The sequence below is a fragment of the Pseudomonas sp. SO81 genome (genome assembly GCF_030374125.1).
Classification (GTDB): domain Bacteria; phylum Pseudomonadota; class Gammaproteobacteria; order Pseudomonadales; family Pseudomonadaceae; genus Aquipseudomonas.
The window spans coordinates 1,878,048-1,899,027 of record NZ_CP126126.1; the positions used below are offsets into that span (position 1 = coordinate 1,878,048).

20 protein-coding genes and 2 pseudogenes are annotated in these 20,980 nt (G+C 66.6%); 16 read left to right on the plus strand and 6 right to left on the minus strand.

Annotated features, from left to right (window positions below; genetic code table 11):
- Positions 1–10 precede the first annotated feature (10 nt).
- The 3 genes from hemL (at position 11) to OH686_RS09010 (ending at position 2,617) form a co-directional block, all read left to right on the plus strand.
- A complete protein-coding gene (gene hemL, locus OH686_RS09000; protein ID WP_289537899.1) occupies positions 11–1,294 on the plus strand; it encodes a glutamate-1-semialdehyde 2,1-aminomutase in 1,284 nt (427 codons plus the stop codon).
- Entirely contained in the window at positions 1,294–1,923 is a 630-nt protein-coding gene (locus OH686_RS09005) for a DUF6962 family protein (protein ID WP_289537901.1), read from the plus strand. Before hemL ends, OH686_RS09005 begins: the two co-directional genes overlap by 1 nt.
- A gap of 91 nt (positions 1,924–2,014) precedes the next feature.
- Positions 2,015–2,617 (plus strand): tetratricopeptide repeat protein, encoded by a 603-nt coding sequence (locus tag OH686_RS09010; protein WP_289537902.1) that lies wholly within the window; start codon positions 2,015–2,017, stop codon positions 2,615–2,617.
- Between the two features lie 10 nt (positions 2,618–2,627).
- On the opposite strand, the gene OH686_RS09015 is transcribed toward OH686_RS09010, so the two are convergent.
- Complete coding sequence (locus OH686_RS09015) at positions 2,628–2,951, minus strand: DUF1820 family protein (protein ID WP_137975027.1); 324 nt, start codon at positions 2,949–2,951, stop codon at positions 2,628–2,630.
- Positions 2,952–3,082: 131 nt separating this feature from the next.
- On the opposite strand from OH686_RS09015, the gene miaB reads away from it, so the two are divergent.
- From miaB to lnt, 5 genes are all read left to right on the plus strand, one after another.
- Entirely contained in the window at positions 3,083–4,411 is a 1,329-nt protein-coding gene (gene miaB, locus OH686_RS09020) for a tRNA (N6-isopentenyl adenosine(37)-C2)-methylthiotransferase MiaB (RefSeq protein ID WP_289537903.1), read from the plus strand.
- Positions 4,412–4,507: 96 nt separating this feature from the next.
- On the plus strand, positions 4,508–5,509 hold the full coding sequence (locus tag OH686_RS09025) for a PhoH family protein (RefSeq protein WP_289537904.1): 1,002 nt from the start codon (positions 4,508–4,510) through the stop codon (positions 5,507–5,509).
- A complete protein-coding gene (ybeY, locus tag OH686_RS09030) occupies positions 5,502–5,960 on the plus strand; it encodes an rRNA maturation RNase YbeY (RefSeq protein ID WP_289537905.1) in 459 nt (152 codons plus the stop codon). Before OH686_RS09025 ends, ybeY begins: the two co-directional genes overlap by 8 nt.
- Positions 5,961–5,987: 27 nt before the next feature.
- Positions 5,988–6,824, plus strand: a complete 837-nt coding sequence (locus tag OH686_RS09035; protein ID WP_137975031.1) for a CorC family transporter — start codon at positions 5,988–5,990, stop codon at positions 6,822–6,824.
- A 244-nt stretch (positions 6,825–7,068) separates the two neighbouring features.
- Positions 7,069–8,607, plus strand: a complete 1,539-nt coding sequence (lnt, locus tag OH686_RS09040) for an apolipoprotein N-acyltransferase (RefSeq protein WP_289537908.1) — start codon at positions 7,069–7,071, stop codon at positions 8,605–8,607.
- 104 nt (positions 8,608–8,711) lie between these two features.
- Here the strand turns inward: lnt and OH686_RS09045 are convergent, their stop codons facing one another.
- Positions 8,712–9,479, minus strand: coding sequence for a YdcF family protein (locus OH686_RS09045; RefSeq protein WP_289537910.1), 768 nt, complete (start codon positions 9,477–9,479; stop codon positions 8,712–8,714).
- 24 nt (positions 9,480–9,503) lie between these two features.
- The gene (locus OH686_RS09050) at positions 9,504–9,953 is read right to left on the minus strand and encodes a hypothetical protein (protein ID WP_289537912.1); all 450 of its coding nucleotides are present in this window, start codon (positions 9,951–9,953) and stop codon (positions 9,504–9,506) included.
- 192 nt (positions 9,954–10,145) lie between these two features.
- Between OH686_RS09050 and leuS the strand changes: the two genes are divergently transcribed.
- The 5 genes from leuS to OH686_RS09075 all read left to right on the plus strand — a co-directional run bounded on the left by leuS (position 10,146) and on the right by OH686_RS09075 (position 16,248).
- Complete coding sequence (gene leuS / locus OH686_RS09055) at positions 10,146–12,758, plus strand: leucine--tRNA ligase (protein ID WP_289537914.1); 2,613 nt, start codon at positions 10,146–10,148, stop codon at positions 12,756–12,758.
- A gap of 73 nt (positions 12,759–12,831) precedes the next feature.
- Entirely contained in the window at positions 12,832–13,443 is a 612-nt protein-coding gene (locus tag OH686_RS09060; RefSeq protein ID WP_289537916.1) for an LPS-assembly lipoprotein LptE, read from the plus strand.
- Positions 13,444–13,497: 54 nt separating this feature from the next.
- Positions 13,498–14,532: a DNA polymerase III subunit delta gene (gene holA / locus OH686_RS09065; protein ID WP_289537918.1), complete on the plus strand. Its 1,035-nt coding sequence runs from the start codon at positions 13,498–13,500 to the stop codon at positions 14,530–14,532.
- 155 nt (positions 14,533–14,687) lie between these two features.
- Complete coding sequence (gene arfA, locus OH686_RS09070) at positions 14,688–14,855, plus strand: alternative ribosome rescue factor ArfA (protein ID WP_289537921.1); 168 nt, start codon at positions 14,688–14,690, stop codon at positions 14,853–14,855.
- Positions 14,856–14,952: 97 nt separating this feature from the next.
- Positions 14,953–16,248, plus strand: coding sequence for a lytic murein transglycosylase (locus OH686_RS09075; protein ID WP_289537923.1), 1,296 nt, complete (start codon positions 14,953–14,955; stop codon positions 16,246–16,248).
- A 69-nt stretch (positions 16,249–16,317) separates the two neighbouring features.
- Here OH686_RS09075 and OH686_RS09080 read toward each other — a convergent pair whose 3' ends face one another.
- The gene (locus OH686_RS09080; protein WP_289537925.1) at positions 16,318–17,205 is read right to left on the minus strand and encodes a DNA-3-methyladenine glycosylase family protein; all 888 of its coding nucleotides are present in this window, start codon (positions 17,203–17,205) and stop codon (positions 16,318–16,320) included.
- Positions 17,206–17,423: 218 nt separating this feature from the next.
- Here OH686_RS09080 and OH686_RS23365 point away from each other — a divergent pair.
- From OH686_RS23365 to lipA, 3 genes and pseudogenes are all read left to right on the plus strand, one after another.
- Positions 17,424–18,110: pseudogene (locus OH686_RS23365) on the plus strand (PAS domain-containing protein); the annotation flags it as partial.
- A gap of 105 nt (positions 18,111–18,215) precedes the next feature.
- A pseudogene (locus OH686_RS23370) lies at positions 18,216–18,650 on the plus strand (methyl-accepting chemotaxis protein); the annotation flags it as partial.
- A gap of 210 nt (positions 18,651–18,860) precedes the next feature.
- Positions 18,861–19,913: a lipoyl synthase gene (gene lipA / locus OH686_RS09090; protein ID WP_289537929.1), complete on the plus strand. Its 1,053-nt coding sequence runs from the start codon at positions 18,861–18,863 to the stop codon at positions 19,911–19,913.
- Between the two features lie 72 nt (positions 19,914–19,985).
- Here lipA and lipB read toward each other — a convergent pair whose 3' ends face one another.
- Positions 19,986–20,603, minus strand: a complete 618-nt coding sequence (lipB, locus tag OH686_RS09095; protein ID WP_289537931.1) for a lipoyl(octanoyl) transferase LipB — start codon at positions 20,601–20,603, stop codon at positions 19,986–19,988.
- Positions 20,603–20,881, minus strand: coding sequence for a DUF493 domain-containing protein (locus OH686_RS09100; RefSeq protein ID WP_137975044.1), 279 nt, complete (start codon positions 20,879–20,881; stop codon positions 20,603–20,605). Before OH686_RS09100 ends, lipB begins: the two co-directional genes overlap by 1 nt.
- Positions 20,882–20,980 lie beyond the last annotated feature (99 nt).

The window sequence follows — 20,980 nt, forward strand, 5'->3', positions numbered from 1 at the left end:
AGAGACCGCCATGTCCCGTTCCGAAGCCCTGTTCGCCAACGCCCAGAAACACATCCCCGGCGGCGTCAACTCGCCGGTGCGCGCCTTCCGCAGCGTCGGCGGCACGCCGCTGTTCTTCAAGCACGCCGAAGGCGCCTATGTGGTCGACGAGGACGACAAGCGCTACGTCGACTATGTCGGTTCCTGGGGCCCGATGATCCTCGGCCACGCCCACCCGCAGGTGCTGGACGCGGTGCGCAAGCAGCTGGAACACGGCCTGTCCTACGGCGCGCCGACCGCCCTGGAAGTGGAGATGGCCGATCTGGTCTGTTCCATCGTGCCGTCCATGGAGCTGGTGCGCATGGTCAGCTCCGGCACCGAGGCGACCATGAGCGCCATCCGCCTGGCCCGCGGCCACACCGGTCGCGATGCCATCATCAAGTTCGAAGGCTGCTACCACGGGCATTCCGACAGCCTGCTGGTCAAGGCCGGCTCCGGCCTGCTGACCCAAGGCGTACCCAGTTCGGCCGGCGTACCGGCGGACTTCGCCAAGCACACCCTGACCCTGCCGTTCAACGACCTGGCCGCCGTCGAGAAGACCCTGGCCGAGGTCGGCTCGACCGTCGCCTGCATCATCGTCGAGCCGGTGGCCGGCAACATGAACTGCGTGCCGCCGGCGCCGGGCTTCCTCGAAGGCCTGCGCGAGCAGTGCGACAAGCACGGCGTGGTGCTGATCTTCGACGAGGTAATGACCGGTTTCCGCGTCGCCCTCGGCGGCGCCCAGGCACACTACGGCGTGGTGCCGGACCTGTCGACCTTCGGCAAGATCGTCGGCGGCGGCATGCCGGTCGGCTGCTTCGGCGGCAAGCGCGCGATCATGGAATGCATCGCCCCGCTCGGCCCGGTCTACCAGGCAGGCACCCTGTCCGGTAACCCGCTGGCCATGGCCGCCGGCCTGACCACCCTCCAGCTGATCAGCCGCCCAGGCTTCCACGCCGAACTCTCCGAGTTCACCAGCCGCATGCTGGCCGGCCTGCAGGAGCGCGCCGATGCCGCCGGCATCCCCTTCGTCACCACCCAGGCGGGCGCCATGTTCGGCCTGTATTTCAGCGGCGCCGACGATATCGTCACCTTCAGTGATGTGATGGCCAGCGACGCGGCGCGCTTCAACAAGTTCTTCCACCTGATGCTGGAAGGCGGCGTGTACCTGGCCCCGAGCGCCTTCGAGGCCGGCTTCACCTCCATCGCCCACGGCGACAAGGAACTGGAAATCACCTTCGCCGCGGCCGAGCGCGCCTTCGCCAGGCTGAAGTGATGCAGTACAGCACCGCGATCAGTGATGGAATCCTGGCGCTGGCCTGCCTGGCCAGCCTGTTCTGGCTGCGCCCGGCCTTCAGCGGCCAGCCGGTGCTGCGCGCCTTACTGTTCGGTTTTGGTCTGCCTGCCGTCGCCGCATTCTGCGGCACGGTGCGTTACGGTCTGGCACCAGACTGGGTAGAGATTCATCGTGCATTCAGCCAACTCAGCGGCCTGCTCGGACTGCCACTGCTGGGATTGGCAGCACTGAGCCTTAGCCGAAACCGAACCTGGAGCCCAGGCATCTGGACCGTCTGGGTGGTAGGACTGGTGGCATTGTTGATCGGTGCGGAGCATTTGAAGCTGGGCCAGCCCTATCGGTTAGGACTCAATCTAGTGACCTTACTGCTGATCCTCTACGCCGGCCTGAGCGAGTGGCCCCTGCGTCAACCGGGGCTGATGGCGATCGGAGTTGTTGCACTGTTCCTGGTGGCCGGCCTGGCCGTCGGCACCGAAGGCTTTATCGGGCCGCTACGCCGCGTCGACCTGTATCACGCCCTGCTGACCCTCGCTTACCCGCTGCTTGCCTGGCTGCTGCTGACGCTGCACACACCGGCTCGCGAGGAAATCCCGGTAAAGACTTTGTAAGGACGCCCCGGCTTATCACATAATGTGATGGCCGGCGCGTTTCGCCGGCCGGGCATGAGGCCCGTCTGTTTCGCGAGGCGCTTGGATTTCCATGAATCGCACCGGCCGCACCCTGCTCCTGGGCTGCCTGTCGCTCGTTGCTCCGCTGCTGGCCAGCGCGGGCGACAACTCCCTGCTGGTGCCCGCCATCGGGCGCTGCTCGCTGAACGCCTCCCCCGAAGAACTGCCACAGGCCCTCGCCGCCTGCCAGGAAATGGCCAAGCAGGGCGACACCCAGGCGCAGTACGAACTCGGCGAATTCTTCTACGACGGTCAACGCACTCCGCGCGACCTGCCCCAGGCCCTGCACTGGTTCGAGCAATCCTCGCTTCAGGGCAACGCCCAGGCCCAGCTGCGACTGGGCAACATGTTCTTCCATGGCGAAGGCGTACCGGCCAACAACGTGCAGGCCTACATCGTGCTGAAAATGGCGGCGGTGAATGGCTCGGACGAGGCGATGGACAGCGCTGACCAGGTCGCGGAGCGCATGCAGCGAGAAGAGTTGCAGGCCGCCAGCCAGGTGCTGGGGCAGATATTCCGCAGCTACCTGCTGGAGCTGCAGCACATCGACAGTGGCGCGCCGTCCGGCTTCAGCCCCGCCCCCAGCGCACCGGGCACCAGCATCGGCCCGCAGGCCCCGGCCTTCGTTCCTTAAGACAGTCCGCCTACTTCTCCGGCATCGGCATGGGGAACGGCATCACGTTGCCGCCACCCCGGGCCTCGCTGATCTTTGGCGTACCCAGACGCTCCACCTCGTCGATGCGCACGATGGAATGCATGGGCACGAAGCTGCGCACCACGCCCTCGAACTGGGCCTTGAGCTTTTCCTCGCTGGGATCGACCACCACCTGGGTGCGCTCGCCGAAGACGAACTCCTCCACTTCCAGGAAGCCCCACAGATCGCTCTGGTAGATCTGCTTGGCGTACATCTCGTACACCTGGCCCTGGTTGAGGAAAATCACCTTGTAGATGGGTTCGCGCTTGCTCATAGGAAGGAGGATAGAGGACGGCTGGAAATCGGGGGCGCGAATCTTACCAGCGCCCGGACAGGCAACGCTAGGAACGCCGCAGGTCGCCCCCTATAATGCGCGGTCCTATCCGATCACCCCGACGCACGCAGATGGCCAAGAAGCTTTATATCGAGACCCACGGTTGCCAGATGAACGAGTACGACAGCTCGCGCATGGTCGATCTGCTGGGTGAACACCAGGCCCTTGAAGTCACGGAGAATCCGGCGGAAGCCGACGTGATCCTGCTCAATACCTGCTCGATTCGCGAAAAAGCCCAGGAGAAGGTGTTTTCCAAACTGGGTGGCTGGCGCGCCCTGAAGCAGGAGAACCCCAACCTGGTGATCGGCGTCGGCGGCTGTGTGGCCAGCCAGGAAGGCGCCGCCATCCGCGAGCGCGCGCCCTATGTCGATGTGGTGTTCGGCCCGCAGACGCTGCACCGCCTGCCGGAGATGATCGACGCCGCACGCAGGACCAAGAAGGCGCAGATCGACATCAGCTTCCCCGAGATCGAGAAGTTCGACCGTCTGCCCGAACCGCGCGTCGACGGCCCCAGCGCCTTCGTCTCGGTGATGGAAGGCTGCAGCAAGTACTGCACCTTCTGCGTGGTGCCCTACACGCGCGGCGAAGAGGTCAGCCGCCCGCTCGGCGACGTGCTGCTGGAAATCACCCAGCTGGCCGAGAAAGGCGTCAAGGAAGTCACCCTGCTCGGACAGAACGTCAACGGCTTCCGCGGCGCGACCCCGGACGGTGACATCGCCGACTTCGCCGACCTGCTCTACGCGGTGGCGACCATCGACGGCATCGAGCGCATCCGCTACACCACCAGCCACCCGCTGGAGTTCTCCGACGCCATCATCCAGGCCCATGCCGATATCCCGCAGTTGGTGAAGTTCCTCCACCTGCCGGTGCAGTCCGGCTCGGACCGCGTACTGGCGGCGATGAAGCGCAACCACACGGCCCTGGAATACAAGTCGCGCATCCGCAAGCTGAAGGCGGCGGTGCCGGACATCTGCATCAGCTCGGACTTCATCGTCGGCTTCCCAGGGGAAACGGAAAAAGACTTCGAGCAGACCATGAAGCTGATCGAGGACGTCGGCTTCGACTTCTCCTTCTCCTTCATCTACAGCTCACGCCCGGGCACCCCGGCGGCGGACCTGGTCGACGACACCCCGGACGAGGTGAAGAAGCAGCGCCTGCAGATTCTCAACGGCCGCCTCAGCCAGCAGGGCTTCGAGATCAGCCGACGGATGGTCGGCACCACCCAGCGCATCCTCGTCACCGACTACGCCAAGCGCGACCCGGGCCAACTGCAGGGTCGCACCGAGAACAACCGCGTGGTCAACTTCCGCTGCGACAACCCGAGCCTGATCGGCCAGTTCGTCGACGTGGAAATCTACGAGGCACTGCCCAACTCCCTGCGCGGCACCCTTATCGACTAACGGCTAGCCGATTGCCGGACGCCCGAACTTTCACCCTCGGGCGCCTGGGGTTATCCTTCGACCATCACTCCGCCGCACAACGGCAACCGGACCCCATTGAACGCCTCCATAGAACCGCATCGCTTCACCCTCGAACCCTACGAAGCACGCCGCTTCGCCAACCTCTGCGGGCAATTCGACGAGCACCTGCGCCTGATCGAACAACGCTTGGCCATCGAGATCCGCAACCGCGGCAACCAGTTCGAGCTGGTCGGCCAAGCTAAGCACACCCAGTCCGCCGAGAACCTGCTGCGCCGCCTGTATCGCGAGACCAAGAGCGCCGAGCTGTCGCCGGAGATGGTCCACCTGTACCTGCAGGAGTCCGGCCTGGAAGCGCTGGACAGCGGCAAGGCCGACGCCGGCGTGACCCTGCGCACCAAGAAGGGCGCGATCAAGCCGCGCGGCGCCAACCAGCAGCGCTACGTCAAGGCCATTCTCGACAACGACATCAACTTCGGCATCGGCCCGGCCGGTACCGGCAAGACCTACCTGGCCGTGGCCTGCGCGGTGGACGCCCTGGAGCGCGAGCAGGTGCGGCGCATCCTTCTGGTGCGCCCGGCGGTCGAGGCCGGCGAGAAGCTCGGCTTCCTACCCGGCGACCTCGCGCAGAAGATCGACCCCTATCTGCGCCCGCTCTACGACGCGCTGTACGAGATGCTCGGCTTCGACAACGTGGCCAAGCTGATCGAGAAACAGGTGATCGAGATCGCCCCGCTGGCCTATATGCGCGGCCGCACCCTTAACAACAGCTTCATCATCCTCGACGAGAGTCAGAACACCACCCTCGAGCAGATGAAGATGTTCCTCACCCGTATCGGTTTCGGCTCCACCGCCGTGATCACTGGCGACGTCACCCAGGTCGACCTGCCGCGCGGCACCAAGTCCGGCCTGTCCCACGTGATGAACGTGCTGAAGGACGTACCGGGCATCAGCTTTACCCACTTCAAGCCCAAGGATGTGGTGCGCCACCCGCTGGTGCAACGCATCGTCGAGGCCTACGAGCGCTTCGAGGAGCAGGGCGAGCGCAGGGACGAAGGCAAAGGCCACAGCGATGCTTGAACTGGACCTGCAGAACGTCTCCAGCGCCACCGACCTGCCCAGCGAGGCGCAGCTGCGCCGCTGGTGCGAACTGGCCCTGCGCCAGCGCACGGCCGACTCGGAAATGACCATACGCCTGGTCGACGAGGCCGAAGGCCGCGAGCTGAACCACACCTGGCGGCACAAGGACTACGCCACCAACGTGCTGTCCTTCCCGGCCGACGTGCCGGACGAGTTCTTGGATATACCGCTGCTCGGCGATCTGGTGATCTGTGTGCCGGTGGTCGAGCGCGAAGCCCGTGAACAGGGCAAGACGCCGGAGGCGCACTGGGCGCATCTGGTCATCCACGGTTGCCTGCATCTGCTCGGCTACGATCATCTCGAGGATGAGGAAGCCGAGGAAATGGAAGCACTGGAACGGGAATTGCTGGCCGAACTGGGCCACCCCGATCCATACGCAGCCGACGAATAACTGCCATAGAAGGCCCCGAGAAACACCATGAGCGAAGACCGATCGAGCAACGAGCAGAAGTCCTGGTTCAACAAACTGACCCAGGCTTTTGCTCATGAGCCGAGAAACCGCCAGGAACTGCTGGAAGTCCTGCGCGAAGCGCACCAGAACAAGCTGCTCGACAGCGAAGCCCTGACCATAGTCGAGGGCGCCATCCAGGTCGCCGACCTGCAGGTACGCGACATCATGGTGCCGCGCTCGCAGATGATCAGCATCAAGGCCAGCCAGAGCCCGGCCGAGTTCCTCCCGGCCATCATCGACTCCGCCCACTCGCGCTACCCGGTGATCGGCGAGAGCGTCGACGAAGTCATCGGCATCCTCCTGGCCAAGGACCTGCTGCCGCTGATCATCAACGGCGACAAGCCGTTCAACATCAGGGATCTGCTGCGCCCGGCCACCTTCGTGCCGGAGTCCAAGCGCCTCAACGTGCTGCTGCGCGAGTTTCGCGCCAACCACAACCACATGGCCGTGGTCATCGACGAGTACGGCGGCGTCGCCGGCCTGGTGACCATCGAGGATGTACTGGAGCAGATCGTCGGCGACATCGAGGACGAGCATGACGTCGAGGAGGACAGCTACATCAAGCCGCTGCCGTCCGGCGACTTCCTGATCAAGGCACTGACTCCAATCGACAACTTCAACCAGACCTTCGACACCGAGTTCCCCGACAGCGAATTCGACACCGTCGGCGGCCTGGTGATGAATGCCTTCGGCCACCTGCCCAAGCGCAACGAAGTGACCGAGATCGGCGAGTACCGCTTCCGCGTGCTCAACGCCGATAGCCGCCGCGTGCATCTGCTGCGCCTGACGCCGCTGGAGCGCTGATGCCCCACCTTCCCCTCTCCCCACGGGAGAGGGGCCAGGGGTGAGGGTCTTCCAGGTAACTCCACGCCATAGACTCGTAGGGGAAACAGGATGCCATGCCACGGACTAAAGTCTGGGCTACGTTCTGGCCAACGCCCCCTCCTCAGGGGCGAGATGCCCACCCCGCCCCCCAAACCGCTCGACTTCCAGCCTCCCCGCCCTTCCAGTACCCTTGCCCGCCAGAATTCCCGATCAAGGACGCACGATGCGCTGGATCACCCAACCCGGTTGGCCGGGCAATCTGCTGGCCATCGCCGGCGGCGCCTGCACCACCCTGGCCCTGGCCCCCTTTGATATCTGGCCGCTGGCCCTGCTGGCCATCGCCATCTTCTACCTCGGCCTGCGCGAGCTGAATCCGCGCCAGGCCCTGCTGCGCGGCTGGTGCTACGGCCTCGGCCTGTTCCTCGCCGGCACCAGCTGGATCTACGTCAGCATCCACGACTACGGCGCCGCCTCGCCGGCCCTGGCCGGCTTCCTCACCTTCGGCTTCTGTGCCGGCGTCGCCCTGTTCTTCGCCCTGCCCGCCTGGCTCTGGGCGCGCTGGCTGCGGCGCAGCGATGCGCCGCTCGCCGATGCCCTGGCCTTCGCCGCCCTGTGGCTGGCCCAGGAAGCCTTCCGCGGCTGGTTCCTCACCGGCTTCCCCTGGCTGTTCTCCGGCTACAGCCAGCTGCACGGCCCACTGGCCGGCCTGGCGCCGGTCGGTGGCATGTGGCTGCTGTCGCTGACCCTGGCCCTGAGCGCCGCGCTGCTGGTCAACCTGCCGCGGCTGCTGGGCGACAAGCCGCGCCTGGCCGCCGGCCTGGCCCTGCTGCTGGCCCCCTGGATCACCGGTCTGGCGCTGCAGAATCACGCCTGGACCGCCAGCAAGGGCGAGCCGCTGAAGGTCGCGGCGATCCAGGGCAATGTGCAGCAGAACATGAAGTGGGACCCGGCCCAGCTCGACGCCCAGCTGGCCCTGTACCGCGACATGACCCTGGCCAGCCGGCCGGCCGACCTGATCGTCTGGCCGGAAACCGCCGTACCAGTGCTCAAGGAATTCGCCGAGGGTTACCTGAAGGTGATGGGCCGGGTCGCCGTCGACCGCGATGCAGCCCTGATCACCGGCGTGCCGGTGCGCCAGAGCAACGAGCATGGCGAGAAGCGCTACTACAACGCGATCACCGTGACCGGCTGGGGCGAAGGCACCTACCTCAAGCAGAAACTGGTGCCGTTCGGCGAATACGTGCCGCTGCAGGAAGTGCTGCGCGGGCTGATCGCCTTCTTCGACCTGCCCATGTCCGACTTCGCCCGCGGCCCATCCGACCAGGGTCCACTGCAGGCCAAGGGCCTGAAGATCGCGCCGTTCATCTGCTACGAGGTGGTCTATCCAGAGTTCGCCGCCGGCCTGGCCGCGCAGAGCGACCTGCTGCTGACGGTGAGCAACGACACCTGGTTCGGCACCTCCATCGGCCCGCTGCAGCACCTGCAGATGGCGCAGATGCGCGCCCTGGAGGCCGGCCGCTGGATGGTCCGCGCCACCAACAACGGCGTCACCGCGCTGATCGACCCGCAGGGCCGCATCACCGCGCAGATCCCGCAGTTCCAGCAGGCCGTGCTTTACGGAGAAGTGCAGCCGATGCAGGGCCTCACGCCCTACCTGATCTGGCGCGCCTGGCCGCTAGCCGTGCTGTGCAGCCTGCTGCTGGGCTGGGCGTTCGTCAGTCGTCGCCGCGCGAGCCGCGGTATCGCCATGCAGACTGCCTGAACCCATTGGCGTCCACGGTGTACTGCCCGCGGGCGAGCACACCTACTGGCCCCGCCGTTTCGTAGGGTGGATTCGGAGCGCAGCGACAATCCACCCACTGCGCCTCAGCGATACAGCAGCGGATAGACCGCCAGCCCCATCGCCTCATTGAGCAGCCGGGTGTTCTGCCACAGCGCCTTGCCCTCCGGCAGCCAGCCACCCAGCGGGCGCTCGTTGGGTACGCCGAGGAAGCCCAGCGGCGCCGTCACCACCTCCAGCCCGGCGAGTTCGAAGCACCAGCGCGAGCGCGGCATATGCGCCGCCTGGGTCACCAGCACCACACGACTCACCCCCTGAGCCTTAAGCAACTCGGCACTGAACTGAGCGTTCTCCCAGGTGGTGCGGCTGCGTTCCTCCTGCCAGCGGGTCGGCACGGCGAAGTCGCGCTGCAGCACCTCGGCCATCATCGCCGCCTCGCTGGGCGGCTGGCCGTAGTGCAGGCCGCCGCTGATCAGCACCGGCAAGCCGGAGGCCCGATGCAGCCGCGCCGCATAGCGCAGGCGCTCGATGGCCGTGCCGCTGGGCTGGTCGCTGCCCCAGGCCGGATCGGCCTCCTCGCGCCCCGAACCCAGCACCACGATCGCCTCGGCGCGCTGCGCCAGCCCGACCCACTGCGCCTCGGCCAGCGCGGGCTCACGCTCGAGCAAGCGCGCCGACCATTCCATCACCACCGGCAGGCTCAGCAGCCATAGCCCACCCAGGCCGAACAGCAGACACAACGCCGCTAGCCGCGGCCGCCCCGCCCAGACCCATAGCAGCCAGGCCAGCAGGATCAGCAGCATAAGGCCGCCAGGGGGAAGGATCAGTTGTTTGAGGATAAAGCGCAGTTCCATGGGCACCTCCAGTGCCCGCGAAGACTAGCGGGGTTGCCCCGCCCGGAACAGCTTGGAACCGCACGAGTTGCACGGCAGCACACCCTCGCCGCGCTGTACCTGGGCGGCGGTACCGCACAGGGCGCAGCAGAGTTGCTGGCGTTTCTTGATCACCGGCTTGCCGCGCGGCAGCGACTTGCTCGCCACCCGTCCCGGCAGCTTGCCGGCCGGCTTGCTGACGCTCGCCGGTTGCTGCTCGATCAGCGCCAGTTCTTCGGCGGCGGCATGCCAGCCGCGTAGCCAGTTGAGATCGCGATCGAGATAGGCGCGGATCAGCTCCAGCTCCGCCGGGGTCAGCCCGCGCAGCTCCAGTTCATCCGGTGGCGCCTCGTGCAGGCGGGTCGCGGTATCCGCTTCCTCCAGGGCCAGCGCCAGGCGCTGTAGCAGCCGCTCATAGAGCCCGCCCCCCACCTCCGCACGCCGCAACTCAGCCATCCATCACCTCGACCGGGCACCAACCTCGCGCCTCTCCCTGCAAAGCTTAGCGCCGGCCGCAGCCGAGGCCGCACGCCGCGACAAACGGCGGAGCGGCCGGGCGAGGCGCGCAATCAGGGTTTCCCTGAATCGAGGGGGGTCATGTATGCTACGGCGTTTCTCGAAAGCCCTCATTTTCAGCGCCGAAAGCCCATGCACGAACAGTATTCGCCCCGTGAAATCGAAGCCGCCGCGCAGTCCCACTGGGACGCGCAGAAATCCTTTGTCGTGAGTGAACAGCCGGGCAAGGAAACCTTCTATTGCCTGTCGATGTTCCCCTACCCGAGCGGCAAGCTGCACATGGGCCACGTGCGCAACTACACCATCGGTGACGTGATCGCCCGCTACCAGCGCATGCAGGGCAAGAACGTGCTGCAACCGATGGGCTGGGACGCCTTCGGCATGCCGGCGGAAAACGCCGCGATGAAGAACCAGGTGGCGCCGGCCAAGTGGACCTACGAAAACATCGCCTACATGAAGAGCCAGCTGCAGAGCCTGGGTCTGGCGGTGGACTGGACCCGCGAAGTCACCACCTGCAAGCCGGACTACTACCGCTGGGAGCAGTGGCTGTTCACCAAGTTGTTCGAGAAGGGCGTGATCTACCGCAAGAACGGTACCGTCAACTGGGACCCGGTGGACCAGACCGTGCTGGCCAACGAGCAGGTGATCGACGGCCGCGGCTGGCGTTCCGGCGCGCTGATCGAGAAGCGCGAGATCCCCATGTACTACTTCAAGATCACCGCCTACGCGGATGAGCTGCTGAGTAGCCTGGACGAGCTGACGGGCTGGCCGGAACAGGTCAAGACCATGCAGCGCAACTGGATCGGCAAGAGCTTCGGTGCCGACATCGTGTTCGACTACGACGTCGCCAGCATCGGCATCGACGGCCAGCTCAAGGTCTATTCGACCCGTCCCGACACTCTGATGGGCGCCACCTACGTGGCCGTGGCCGCAGAGCACCCGCTGGCCCAGCGCGCCGCCGAGAGCAATCCGGCCATCGCCGCCTTTATCGCCGAGTGCAAGGCCGGCTCCGTGGCCGAGGCCGATATGGCGACCATGGAGAAGAAGGGCGTGGCCACCGGCCAGTTCGTCCTCCATCCGCTGACCGGCGACAAGCTGCCGGTGTTCGTCGCCAACTACGTGCTGTGGGGCTACGGCGAAGGTGCCGTGATGGCCGTGCCGGCCCATGACGAGCGCGACTTCGAGTTCGCCAACAAGTACGGCCTGCCGATCAAGCAGGTCTATGCCGGCGCGGACAAGGCCTACGACGCCGCCCAATGGCAGGCCTGGTACGGTGACAAGGAAGGCCTGGTCACCATCAATTCCGGCAAGTACGACGGCAAGGGCTTCACCGAGGCCTTCGACGCCATAGTCGGCGACCTGGAAGCCAGCGCCCACGGCGCGCGCAAGACCCAGTTCCGCCTGCGCGACTGGGGCATCAGCCGTCAGCGCTACTGGGGCTGCCCGATCCCGATCATCCACTGCCCCAGCTGTGGCGACGTGCCGGTGCCGGACGACCAGCTGCCGGTGGTGCTGCCGGAAGACGTGGTGCCGGATGGCGCCGGCTCGCCGCTGGCCAAGATGCCCGAGTTCTACGAGTGCACCTGCCCGAAATGCGGCAGCGCGGCCAAGCGCGAAACCGACACCATGGACACCTTCGTCGAGTCGTCCTGGTACTACGCCCGCTACGCCTCGCCGCAATACACCGGCGGCATGGTCGACCCGGCCGCGGCCAACCACTGGCTGCCGGTGGACCAGTACATCGGCGGCATCGAACACGCCATCCTGCACCTGCTGTACGCGCGCTTCTTCCACAAGCTGATGCGCGACGAAGGCCTGGTGACCTCCAACGAGCCATTCAAGAACCTGCTGACCCAGGGCATGGTGGTCGCCGAGACCTACTACCGCACCCTGGAAAACGGCGGCAAGGACTGGTTCAACCCGGCCGATGTGGAAGTCGAGCGTGACGCCAAGGCCAAGGTCATCGGCGCCAAGCTGAAATCCGACGGCCTGCCGGTGGAAATCGGCGGCACCGAGAAGATGTCCAAGTCGAAGAACAACGGCGTTGACCCGCAGGCCATGATCGACGCCTACGGCGCCGACACCTGCCGCCTGTTCATGATGTTCGCCTCGCCGCCCGACATGAGCTGCGAATGGTCCGACGCCGGCATCGAAGGCGCCAACCGCTTCCTGCGCCGCGTCTGGCGCCTGGCCCACGGCCATGTCAGCGCCGGCCTGCCGGGCGAGCTCGACAAGAGCAGCCTGAACGACGAACAGAAGGCCGTGCGCCGCGCCATCCACCTGGCCATCAAGCAGGCCAGCAACGATGTCGGCCTGCACCACAAGTTCAACACCGCCATAGCCCAGGTGATGACCCTGATGAACGTGCTGGAGAAAGCCGCGAGCGCCAGCGCCCAAGACCGCGCCCTGCTGCAGGAAGGCCTGGAGGCCGTGGCCCTGCTGCTGGCGCCGATCACCCCGCACATCTGCCACGAACTGTGGCAGCAGCTGGGCAAGAGCGGGTCGATCATCGACGCCCAGTGGCCGCAGGTCGACGAATCGGCCCTGGTGCAGGACAGCCTGACCCTGGTGATCCAGGTCAACGGCAAGCTGCGCGGCCAAATCGAAGTGCCGGCCAGTGCCAGCCGCGAAGAGGTCGAAGCCGCCGCCCGCGCCAACGAGAACGTGCTGCGCTTCACCGAGGGCGTGACCATTCGCAAGGTCATCGTCGTGCCGGGCAAGCTGGTCAACATCGTGGCCAATTGAAAACGCTCGCCAACTGATTAATCTCGGCGCCATGCCTGCGTGGCGCCGTGACTCTCCAAGGGGATAGAAGAGAATGATGAAACGGAATCTGGTGGTAATCGGTCTGGCCGTCCTGCTCAGCGCCTGCGGCTTCCAGCTGCGCGGTACCGGCACCGCCGAGTTCGCCCTCAAGGAAATCGACCTGCAGGCACGCAACGCCTACGGCGAAACCGCCAAGCAACTGAAGCAGCTGCTGGAGAACAGCGGCGTGAAGGTGCACAACGGCGCGCCCTACCGCCTGTTCCTGGCCAACGAGCAGGAAACCCAGCGCACCGCCAGCGTCACCAGCAGCGCCCGCAGCGCCGAGTACGAGCTGACCACCCAGCTGGACTACGAGATCCGTGGCGAGAAGAACCTGCTGCTGCTCAGCGACAAGCTGGAAGTGCAGAGCGTCTACGTGCATGACGAGAACAACCTGATCGGTTCCGGCCAGGAGTCCGCCCAGCTGCGCCAGGAAATGCGTCGCGAGCTGATCCAGCAGATGTCCCTGCGCCTGCAACTGCTGACCCCGGCCCAGCTGGAACAGCTGCAGCAGGAGGCCGAGGCCCGCGCCCAGGCCGAGGCGGAAGCCGCCGCGGCCGCCCGCCGCGCCGAGCAGGAGTCGGCGCCGCTGCAGTCGCCGATCCAGCTGCCGATCAAGCAGTAATACGAGAGGGCCGGGCAACCGGCCCTTTTCACAAGCGACGACGCCCAGCCCCAGATGAAACTGAATCCCGCGCAACTCGGCAAACACCTGCAAGGCGGCCTGGCCTCGGTCTACGTGGTCAGCGGCGACGAGCCGCTGCTGTGCCAGGAGGCCGAGGACGCCATCCGTGCCGCCACCCGCCAGCAGGGTTTCAGTGAGCGCACGGTGTTTCATGCCGAGGCCAGCTTCGACTGGGGCCAGCTCTACGAGGCCGGCGCCAGCCTCTCGCTGTTCGCCGAGAAGCGCCTGATCGAACTGCGCATCGCCAACGGCAAGCCCGGCGACAAGGGCACCGCCGCCATCCTCGAATACCTGGAGCGGCCGCCGGAAGACACGGTGCTGCTGATCAGCCTGCCCAAGCTCGACGGCAGCACCCAGAAGACCAAGTGGGCCAAGGCGTTGATCGAGGGCCAGCACAGCCAGTTCCTGCAGATCTGGCCGATCGAGACCAGCCAGCTACCCGGCTGGATTCGCCAGCGCCTGTCCCAGGCCGGCCTGGCTGCCACCCAGGAAGCGGTGGAGCTGATCGCCGCCCGCGTGGAGGGCAACCTGCTGGCCGCCGCCCAGGAGATCGAGAAGCTCAAGCTGCTGGCCGAAGGCAACCAGATCGACGCCGGCACCGTGCAGGCGGCGGTGGCCGACAGCGCCCGCTACGACGTGTTCGGCCTGATCGACGCGGTGCTCAATGGCGAGGCCGCTCACGCCCTGCGCATGCTCGAAGGCCTGCGCGGCGAAGGCGTGGAGTCGCTGTTCATCGTGGTCATGCTGGCCCGCGAGCTGCGCCAGCTGGCCGGCATCGCCCTGCAGTTCAGCCAGGGCATTCCCCTGGAGAAGGCCTTCGCCAGCGCCCGGCCGCCGATCTGGGACAAGCGCCGCCCCCTGATCAGCAAGGCCGTGCAACGCCACACCGCGGCGCGCTGGAACCAGTTGCTGATCGATGCCCAGCGCATCGACGCCCAGGTCAAGGGCCAGGCCGCCGGCGATCCCTGGAGCAGCCTGGCGCGCCTGGCCCTGCTGATGGCCGGCCAGCGCCTGCCGCTAAGCGAATAGTCACTCGCGAACGCTCTCGTAGGCTGTACTCGCCGCAGGCAGCACACCAGAGGCCCGCTCGGTGAATCCCCCCGCCCCGCATCTCTGGACATTTTTTAACCATCGGCGCATAGTCCGCGCCGCTCGCAATCTCGCGGGCGTACGAGGACCATCCGATGAGCAAGAAAGCCCCCAAGCGGCCGAACAAGGCCAAGTCCATAGTCGCCCAGCCCCTGTTCCGCAGCCGCCAGGAACAGCCGAAGAAGGGCAAAGGCAGCTACCGCCGCGAAGCCTCCCACTGGGAGGCTTCCTGTTTTATGGCCCCGCAGAAACTCGCCGCCTGAGCAGTTTCCGCACCATCGCCGAGCGCCCATAAGGGTTCTGAAACCCGCCCGGCATGTTAAGGTCGCGGTCTGTTTGGCAAGACCGAGACACCGCACGATGTTCCACCTCTCCGCCAATGGTCGCCTGAGCTGCCTGCTCGCTGGCGCCGTCCTGTTCCTCGGCGCCTGTGCCGAAACCCCGAATCCCGCTCCCGAACTGGTCTCCAGCAAGCCAGGCGCGCAGCCGCAACGCATCGAGCCGAGCAGCGCCCAGGTCCAGATCGCCGTGCAACCGGCGCCGGCACTGAACTTCGCGGACTGGCGCGACCGTTTCCGCATCAAGGCCCTGCGCGCCGGTATCGATGCCCAGCTGTTCGACCAGGCCTTCGCCGGCATTGCCCCGGACCTGAGCGTGGTCAAGGCCGACGGCGCCCAGCCGGAATTCACCCGGCCGGTGTGGGAATACCTGGAGGGCGCCATCTCGCAGGTGCGCGTGCGCAAGGGCCAGGCCCTGCTCGCCGAGCACGCCGCCACCCTGGACGCCATCGAGCAGCGCTACGGCGTCGACCGCGAGACCCTGGTCGCCATCTGGGGCATGGAGAGCAGCTTCGGTCAGTTCATGGGCGAGCAATCGGTGATCCGTTCCCTGGCCACCCTGGCCTACGAGGGGCGTCGTCCGCAGTTCGCCGAAGACCAATTGCTGGCGGCGCTGCAGATCCTGCAGAGCGGCGATATCAGCGTCGGCGGCCTGCGCGGCTCCTGGGCGGGCGCCATGGGCCAGACCCAGTTCATCCCCACCACCTACCTGACCCACGCGGTGGACTTCGATGGCGATGGCCGCCGCGATATATGGAATTCCAGCGCCGACGCCCTCGCCTCGGCCGCCCATTACTTGCAGGCGTCCGGCTGGCAGAAGGGGCGCGCCTGGGGCATCCAGGTGGCCCTGCCCAGCGGCTTCGACTACGCCCTGGCCGATACCGAGATCCGCAAGACCTACAGCGAATGGTACGGCTACGGGGTGAAGGGCACACCGACCAATGTCGACCCGAACGACACCGGCTACCTGTTGCTGCCGGCCGGCCATCGCGGCCCGGCCTTCCTGGTGTTCCGCAACTTCGGCGCCATCCTCAAGTACAACAACTCCTCGTCCTATGCCCTGGCCGTGGGCCTGCTCGGCCAGCGCCTGAATGGCGGCGGACCGCTGCTGGCCAACTGGCCGAAGGACGAGCGTCCGCTGGGCCGCAGCGAGCGCATCGAACTGCAAGAGGGGCTGACCGCCAAGGGCTACGAGCCCGGCGTGGCCGACGGCATCATCGGCGCCAACACCCGCCGCGCCGTGCGCGCCTTCCAGCAGAGCCTGGGCCTGCCGGCCGACGGCTATCCGACTCCGGCCCTGCTGCAACAGCTGCGCTAAATGGCAGGCGTGCCCTTGCTAGCGCGCGGGCCTCGCCGCGCAGCGGCAGCCCGCCCCGCGGCATCTGGATCATTTCCCCGGCATCGCCCATAGATGCGCCGCCACCAGCGCGCGCCAGGGCGCGAAGGGTAGCAGCCAGTCGCGTACGAAGGACTGGCTGAGCTTGTCCTCCGCCCCCAGCAGTCGCTGCAGCTGGCGGCGCACGGCGGCATCGCCATGCAGCGAACCATCCAGACGGGCGAAGCCGCGCAGCAATGCGTAGTCCACCGTCCACGGGCCGATGCCCTTCAGCGCCAGCAGACGTTCGCCGATCAGCTCGGCCGGTGCATCCTCCAGCCAGTCCTCCAGCGGCAGGCGCCCCTCGACTATCTCGCGGGCGAGCAACAGCAGGCATTGGGACTTGGCCCGGGAGAAGCCCGAGCAGCCCAGCGTATCCTCGTCCAGCGCCGCCACCGCAGCCGCATCCGGGTAGCAGATCAACCCGCTGGAATGCGCTCGACCGGCCAGCTGGACCAGCTTGCGCCGCAGGGAAATCGCCACCGGCAGACTGATCTGCTGGCCGCTGATGGCCCAGCTCAGCGCCTCGAACGGTGAGGCCGACTGCGGCACCCGCAGGCCGCGGTTGGCGGCGATCAAGCCGCCGAGCAATGGATGTCCGGCCTGGGCAGCCTCGAAAGCGGCGACCGGCTGGGTCAGGCCCAGCATGCGTTCGGCCAGGGTGCGCAGCGGCGCCGGGTCGCCCGCCACCACGCCGTCGACTTCCAGCGTCACCCGCACCCGCCCCGCCGCGAAGCGCATGCCCAGGCACGCCGGCACGCCCTGCCAGAGGATGCCCTTGTCCAGGCCGGCCTCGCTCACCCGCTCGGCCACGGCCTGCGCATCGCGGCGATGAAAGTTCAGCAGGTCGCCGACGCGATAGTCGGCGGGCAACGGCAGGGCAAGTTCGATTCGCGACATCGGGGTCTCGCAGAGGAAAAGGAAGGCAGCTGATCGGAGACTACACTGCAGGGACCGTGGATTTCCTGCTGGCGGTCGGCGATGTCCTCACGCGACCGTCAGGTTCTCTGTGCAAAGGTGCCTTGCCGATGTTCAACAACAAGCTGAGAGAAGAACTGGCGCAGCTACGCGAGGAGCTCGCCAGCATGCGTCAGATCAGGGACTCGATCTACAGCGAGATGCTGGTACTGGAACTCGAGCCCGATGGCCGAGTGCGCTACGCCAACGACAACTTCCTCGACGAGATGCTCTACCAGCGCGAGGCACTGATCGGACGCACGCTGGAGTCGCTGATCCCGCCGTCCTTCCACCAGGAAGCCAACTACCCGAAGCTGCAGCGGGCCCTGCGCCACAACGAGCACCTCAGCGGCGCCTACCGCCTGCTGCGCGGCAACGGCGAGGAGGCCTGGCTGCGCGCCATCTGGCAGCCGGTGCTGAACGCCCAGGGCAAGCTGGCCTTCTTCACCCTGTGCGCCAACGACCTGACCCGCACCATCAGCGCGTCCCGCGAGCATGAGGGCCTGATCGACGCCCTGCTGCGCTCCACCGCGGTGATCGAGTTCAACCTGGCCGGCGAGGTGCTGACCGCCAACGACCGCTTCCTCGGCGGCATGGGCTATCGCCTGGAGCAGATCCAGGGCAAGCACCACCGCATGTTCTGCGAGCCGGAAGAATACAACTCCCAGGCCTACCGCGACTTCTGGGCGCGACTGAACCGCGGCGAGTTCGTCGCCGGACGCTTCAAGCGGGTCGACAGCCACGGCCGGACGGTGTGGCTGGAAGCCTCCTACAACCCGACCCTCGATCCTCACGGCCGACTGTATAAGGTGGTCAAGTTCGCCACCGTGATCACCGACCAGGTCAATCAGGAGCAGGCGGTGGCCGAGGCGGCGAACATCGCCTACAGCATTTCCCAGCACACCGACGGCAGCGCGGACAAGGGCGCCGCCGTGGTACGCCAGACGGTCGAGGTGATGCAGCGCATCGCCCGCCAGATGCAGGAGGCCAGCGATGGCATCGAGGCCCTGGGCAAACAGTCGCAGTTGATCAGCACCATCATGCAGACCATCCGCGGCATCGCCGACCAGACCAACCTGCTGGCGCTCAACGCGGCCATCGAGGCGGCCCGGGCCGGAGATCAGGGCCGCGGCTTCGCCGTGGTCGCCGACGAGGTGCGTCAGCTGGCCGGCCGCACCAGCCAGGCCACCGAGGAAATCGTCGAGGTGGTGCAGAAGAACCAGCACCTGGCGCAGAGCGCCGTGGACAGCATGGCCAGCAGCCGCCAGCAGGCCGAACAGGGGCTGAGCCTGGCCAACGAGGCCGGCGCGGTGATCGTCGAGATTCAGGACGGGGCCAAGCAGGTGGTGCAGGCGGTCGAGCAGTTCGCCAGCCAGCTGAAGACCTGACGAAAGCACGGCGCTGCGCCGAACCAGGCGGGCAGGAAGTACAACGCACGCGCCGTCGGGCAGCCTGCCGTGCACGTCAAAGCGGCGGTGCCTTTATGGCCGCAGAGCACGTCGGACAAGGGCCGGAAGCCGCAGGTAAGCCATCCGTGGTAGACTGCCAGCCGGCCAAAAGCCCCGCTACCGAAGCCTCCTACCGGAGCCGAGATCTCGATGTCCGACACCGCCCCGCCCAAGCCCGTATCCAGCGGCGAAAAATTCCGCAACGCCCAGGGAATCACCGCGATCAAGGATGGCCAGAAGCGCCGCGCCTCGGCCGAACCGCAGGTCGTCGAGCCCAAGCCGAGCTGGTTGCGGGTCAAGGCGCCGAGCGGCAGCCGCTTCGACGCCGTCAAGCGCAATGTCGGCGAGCATCGCCTGAGTACCGTCTGCCAGGAATCCCACTGCCCGAACATGGGCGAATGCTGGTCCAACGGCACCGCCACCATCATGCTGATGGGCTCGGTGTGCACCCGCGCCTGCCGCTTCTGCGCGGTCGACACCGGCAACCCGAACGGCTGGCTGGACCTGGAGGAACCGCAGAACACTGCCAAGTCGGTGGAACTGATGGGCCTGCGCTACATCGTGCTGACCTCGGTGGACCGCGATGACCTGGCCGACGGCGGCGCCGCCCACTACGCCGCCTGCGTGCAGGCGATCAAGGCCAATACGCCCCAGGTGGTGGTGGAAGCCCTCACCCCGGATTTCGACGGCGATCACGAGGCCATCGCCCGCGTGGTGGACTCCGGCCTAGAGGTGTTCGCGCAGAACGTCGAGACGGTCAAGCGCCTGACCCACGTGGTGCGCGACCCGCGTGCCGGCTACGAGAAGACCCTGAAGGTGCTGGAGCACGCCAAGCGCCATCGCCCCACCGTCATAACCAAGACCAGCCTGATGCTGGGCCTGGGCGAGACCGACGAGGAAATCATCGAGACCATGGATGACCTGCGCGCCATCGGCGTGGACATCCTCACCCTCGGCCAGTACCTGCAACCCACGCGCAACCACCTGAAGGTGCAGCGCTGGGTCAGCCCCGAGGAGTTCAACCGCTTCCGTGATATCGGCCTGGAAAAAGGCTTCATGGAAGTCGCCGCCGGCCCGCTGGTGCGCTCCAGCTACCGCGCCGACCGGGTGTTCGAGAAGAACAACCTGGGCCTAGCCGCACCCGCCCCGGTGCCCGGCCAGCAGCAGGACAACAGCCTGATTCCGGCGCTCAACCTGAACTGAGCCCCAGCCTGGAAACAGAAAAGGCCCTGTGGCATCCGCCCCAGGGCCTTTTGCTTGGTGTCTATCTCAACCTCAGTCGTAACCCAGGCGCTCGCGCAGGGCGCGCTCCAGGCGCTCGCTCACCTCGCCCAGCGACGGCGGGGTCTCCAGCAGGTCCCTGAGCTGGATCATCTTCAGGCCGGCGTAACCACAGGGGTTGATGCGCTGGAACGGCGACATGTCCATGTCGACGTTCAGGGCCAGGCCGTGGAACGAGCAGCCATTGCGCACCCGCAGTCCCAGCGAGGCGATCTTGTCACCAGCGACATAAACGCCCGGGGCGTCGGCCTTGGGCGCCGCCTCGATGCCATAGCCGGCCAGCACATCGACCAGCGCGTTCTCCATGGCGGTGACCAGCTCGCGCACGCCCAGCTTCTGCCGGCGCAGATTGAGCATCAGGTAGGCCACCAGCTGGCCGGGGCCGTGGTAGGTGACCTGGCCACCGCGCTCGACCTGGACCACCGGGATATCCCCGGGCGCCAACAGATGCTCGGCCTTGCCGGCCTGCCCCTGGGTGAACACCCGGGGATGCTGCAACAGCCAGATCTCGTCGGGCGTCTGCTCGTCACGCTCGGCGGTGAAGCGGCGCATGGCTTCCAGGGTCGGCAGGTACTCCGCCAATCCCAGGTGACGCACGACCAGCTCTGCCACTAGAGCACCATGTGCACGCGGCCGGTGGCCTTGAGGTCGAGGTGGATCGCCTGTAGCTGTTCCACGCCGGTGGCGGTGATCAGCACCTGCACGGAGAGGAAACGGCCGTTGCGGCTATCGCGCACCACCAGGGTGTCGACGTCGAAGCCCGGCGCGTGGCGCTGGATGATCTCGACCACCAGATCGGAGAAGCCTTCGCCGGCCTCGCCGATCACCTTGATCGGGTAGCGCTCGCAGGGGAATTCGATTTTCGGGGCTTGTACTTCGGTATCGGTCATCGCGGTCACTCCGGGTTGCTCACCCGTGAAATGCGAACGCCCCGATTACGGGGCGTCCTTGTGAGTCTTCAGCTGCCCTAATCTGGGGCCCTGACGGCG

Coding starts and splice junctions, on each gene's coding strand:
- OH686_RS09060 (WP_289537916.1), top strand. CDS start 12,832: ATGATGAAACGGAATCTGGTGGTAATCGGTCTGGCCGTCCTGCTCAGC.
- miaB (WP_289537903.1), top strand. CDS start 3,083: ATGGCCAAGAAGCTTTATATCGAGACCCACGGTTGCCAGATGAACGAG.
- OH686_RS09035 (WP_137975031.1), top strand. CDS start 5,988: ATGAGCGAAGACCGATCGAGCAACGAGCAGAAGTCCTGGTTCAACAAA.
- arfA (WP_289537921.1), top strand. CDS start 14,688: ATGAGCAAGAAAGCCCCCAAGCGGCCGAACAAGGCCAAGTCCATAGTC.
- OH686_RS09045 (WP_289537910.1), bottom strand. CDS start 9,479: ATGGAACTGCGCTTTATCCTCAAACAACTGATCCTTCCCCCTGGCGGC.
- OH686_RS09010 (WP_289537902.1), top strand. CDS start 2,015: ATGAATCGCACCGGCCGCACCCTGCTCCTGGGCTGCCTGTCGCTCGTT.
- OH686_RS09050 (WP_289537912.1), bottom strand. CDS start 9,953: ATGGCTGAGTTGCGGCGTGCGGAGGTGGGGGGCGGGCTCTATGAGCGG.
- leuS (WP_289537914.1), top strand. CDS start 10,146: ATGCACGAACAGTATTCGCCCCGTGAAATCGAAGCCGCCGCGCAGTCC.
- OH686_RS09005 (WP_289537901.1), top strand. CDS start 1,294: ATGCAGTACAGCACCGCGATCAGTGATGGAATCCTGGCGCTGGCCTGC.
- OH686_RS09075 (WP_289537923.1), top strand. CDS start 14,953: ATGTTCCACCTCTCCGCCAATGGTCGCCTGAGCTGCCTGCTCGCTGGC.
- ybeY (WP_289537905.1), top strand. CDS start 5,502: ATGCTTGAACTGGACCTGCAGAACGTCTCCAGCGCCACCGACCTGCCC.
- OH686_RS09015 (WP_137975027.1), bottom strand. CDS start 2,951: ATGAGCAAGCGCGAACCCATCTACAAGGTGATTTTCCTCAACCAGGGC.
- lipA (WP_289537929.1), top strand. CDS start 18,861: ATGTCCGACACCGCCCCGCCCAAGCCCGTATCCAGCGGCGAAAAATTC.
- OH686_RS09100 (WP_137975044.1), bottom strand. CDS start 20,881: ATGACCGATACCGAAGTACAAGCCCCGAAAATCGAATTCCCCTGCGAG.
- OH686_RS09080 (WP_289537925.1), bottom strand. CDS start 17,205: ATGTCGCGAATCGAACTTGCCCTGCCGTTGCCCGCCGACTATCGCGTC.
- holA (WP_289537918.1), top strand. CDS start 13,498: ATGAAACTGAATCCCGCGCAACTCGGCAAACACCTGCAAGGCGGCCTG.
- lnt (WP_289537908.1), top strand. CDS start 7,069: ATGCGCTGGATCACCCAACCCGGTTGGCCGGGCAATCTGCTGGCCATC.
- hemL (WP_289537899.1), top strand. CDS start 11: ATGTCCCGTTCCGAAGCCCTGTTCGCCAACGCCCAGAAACACATCCCC.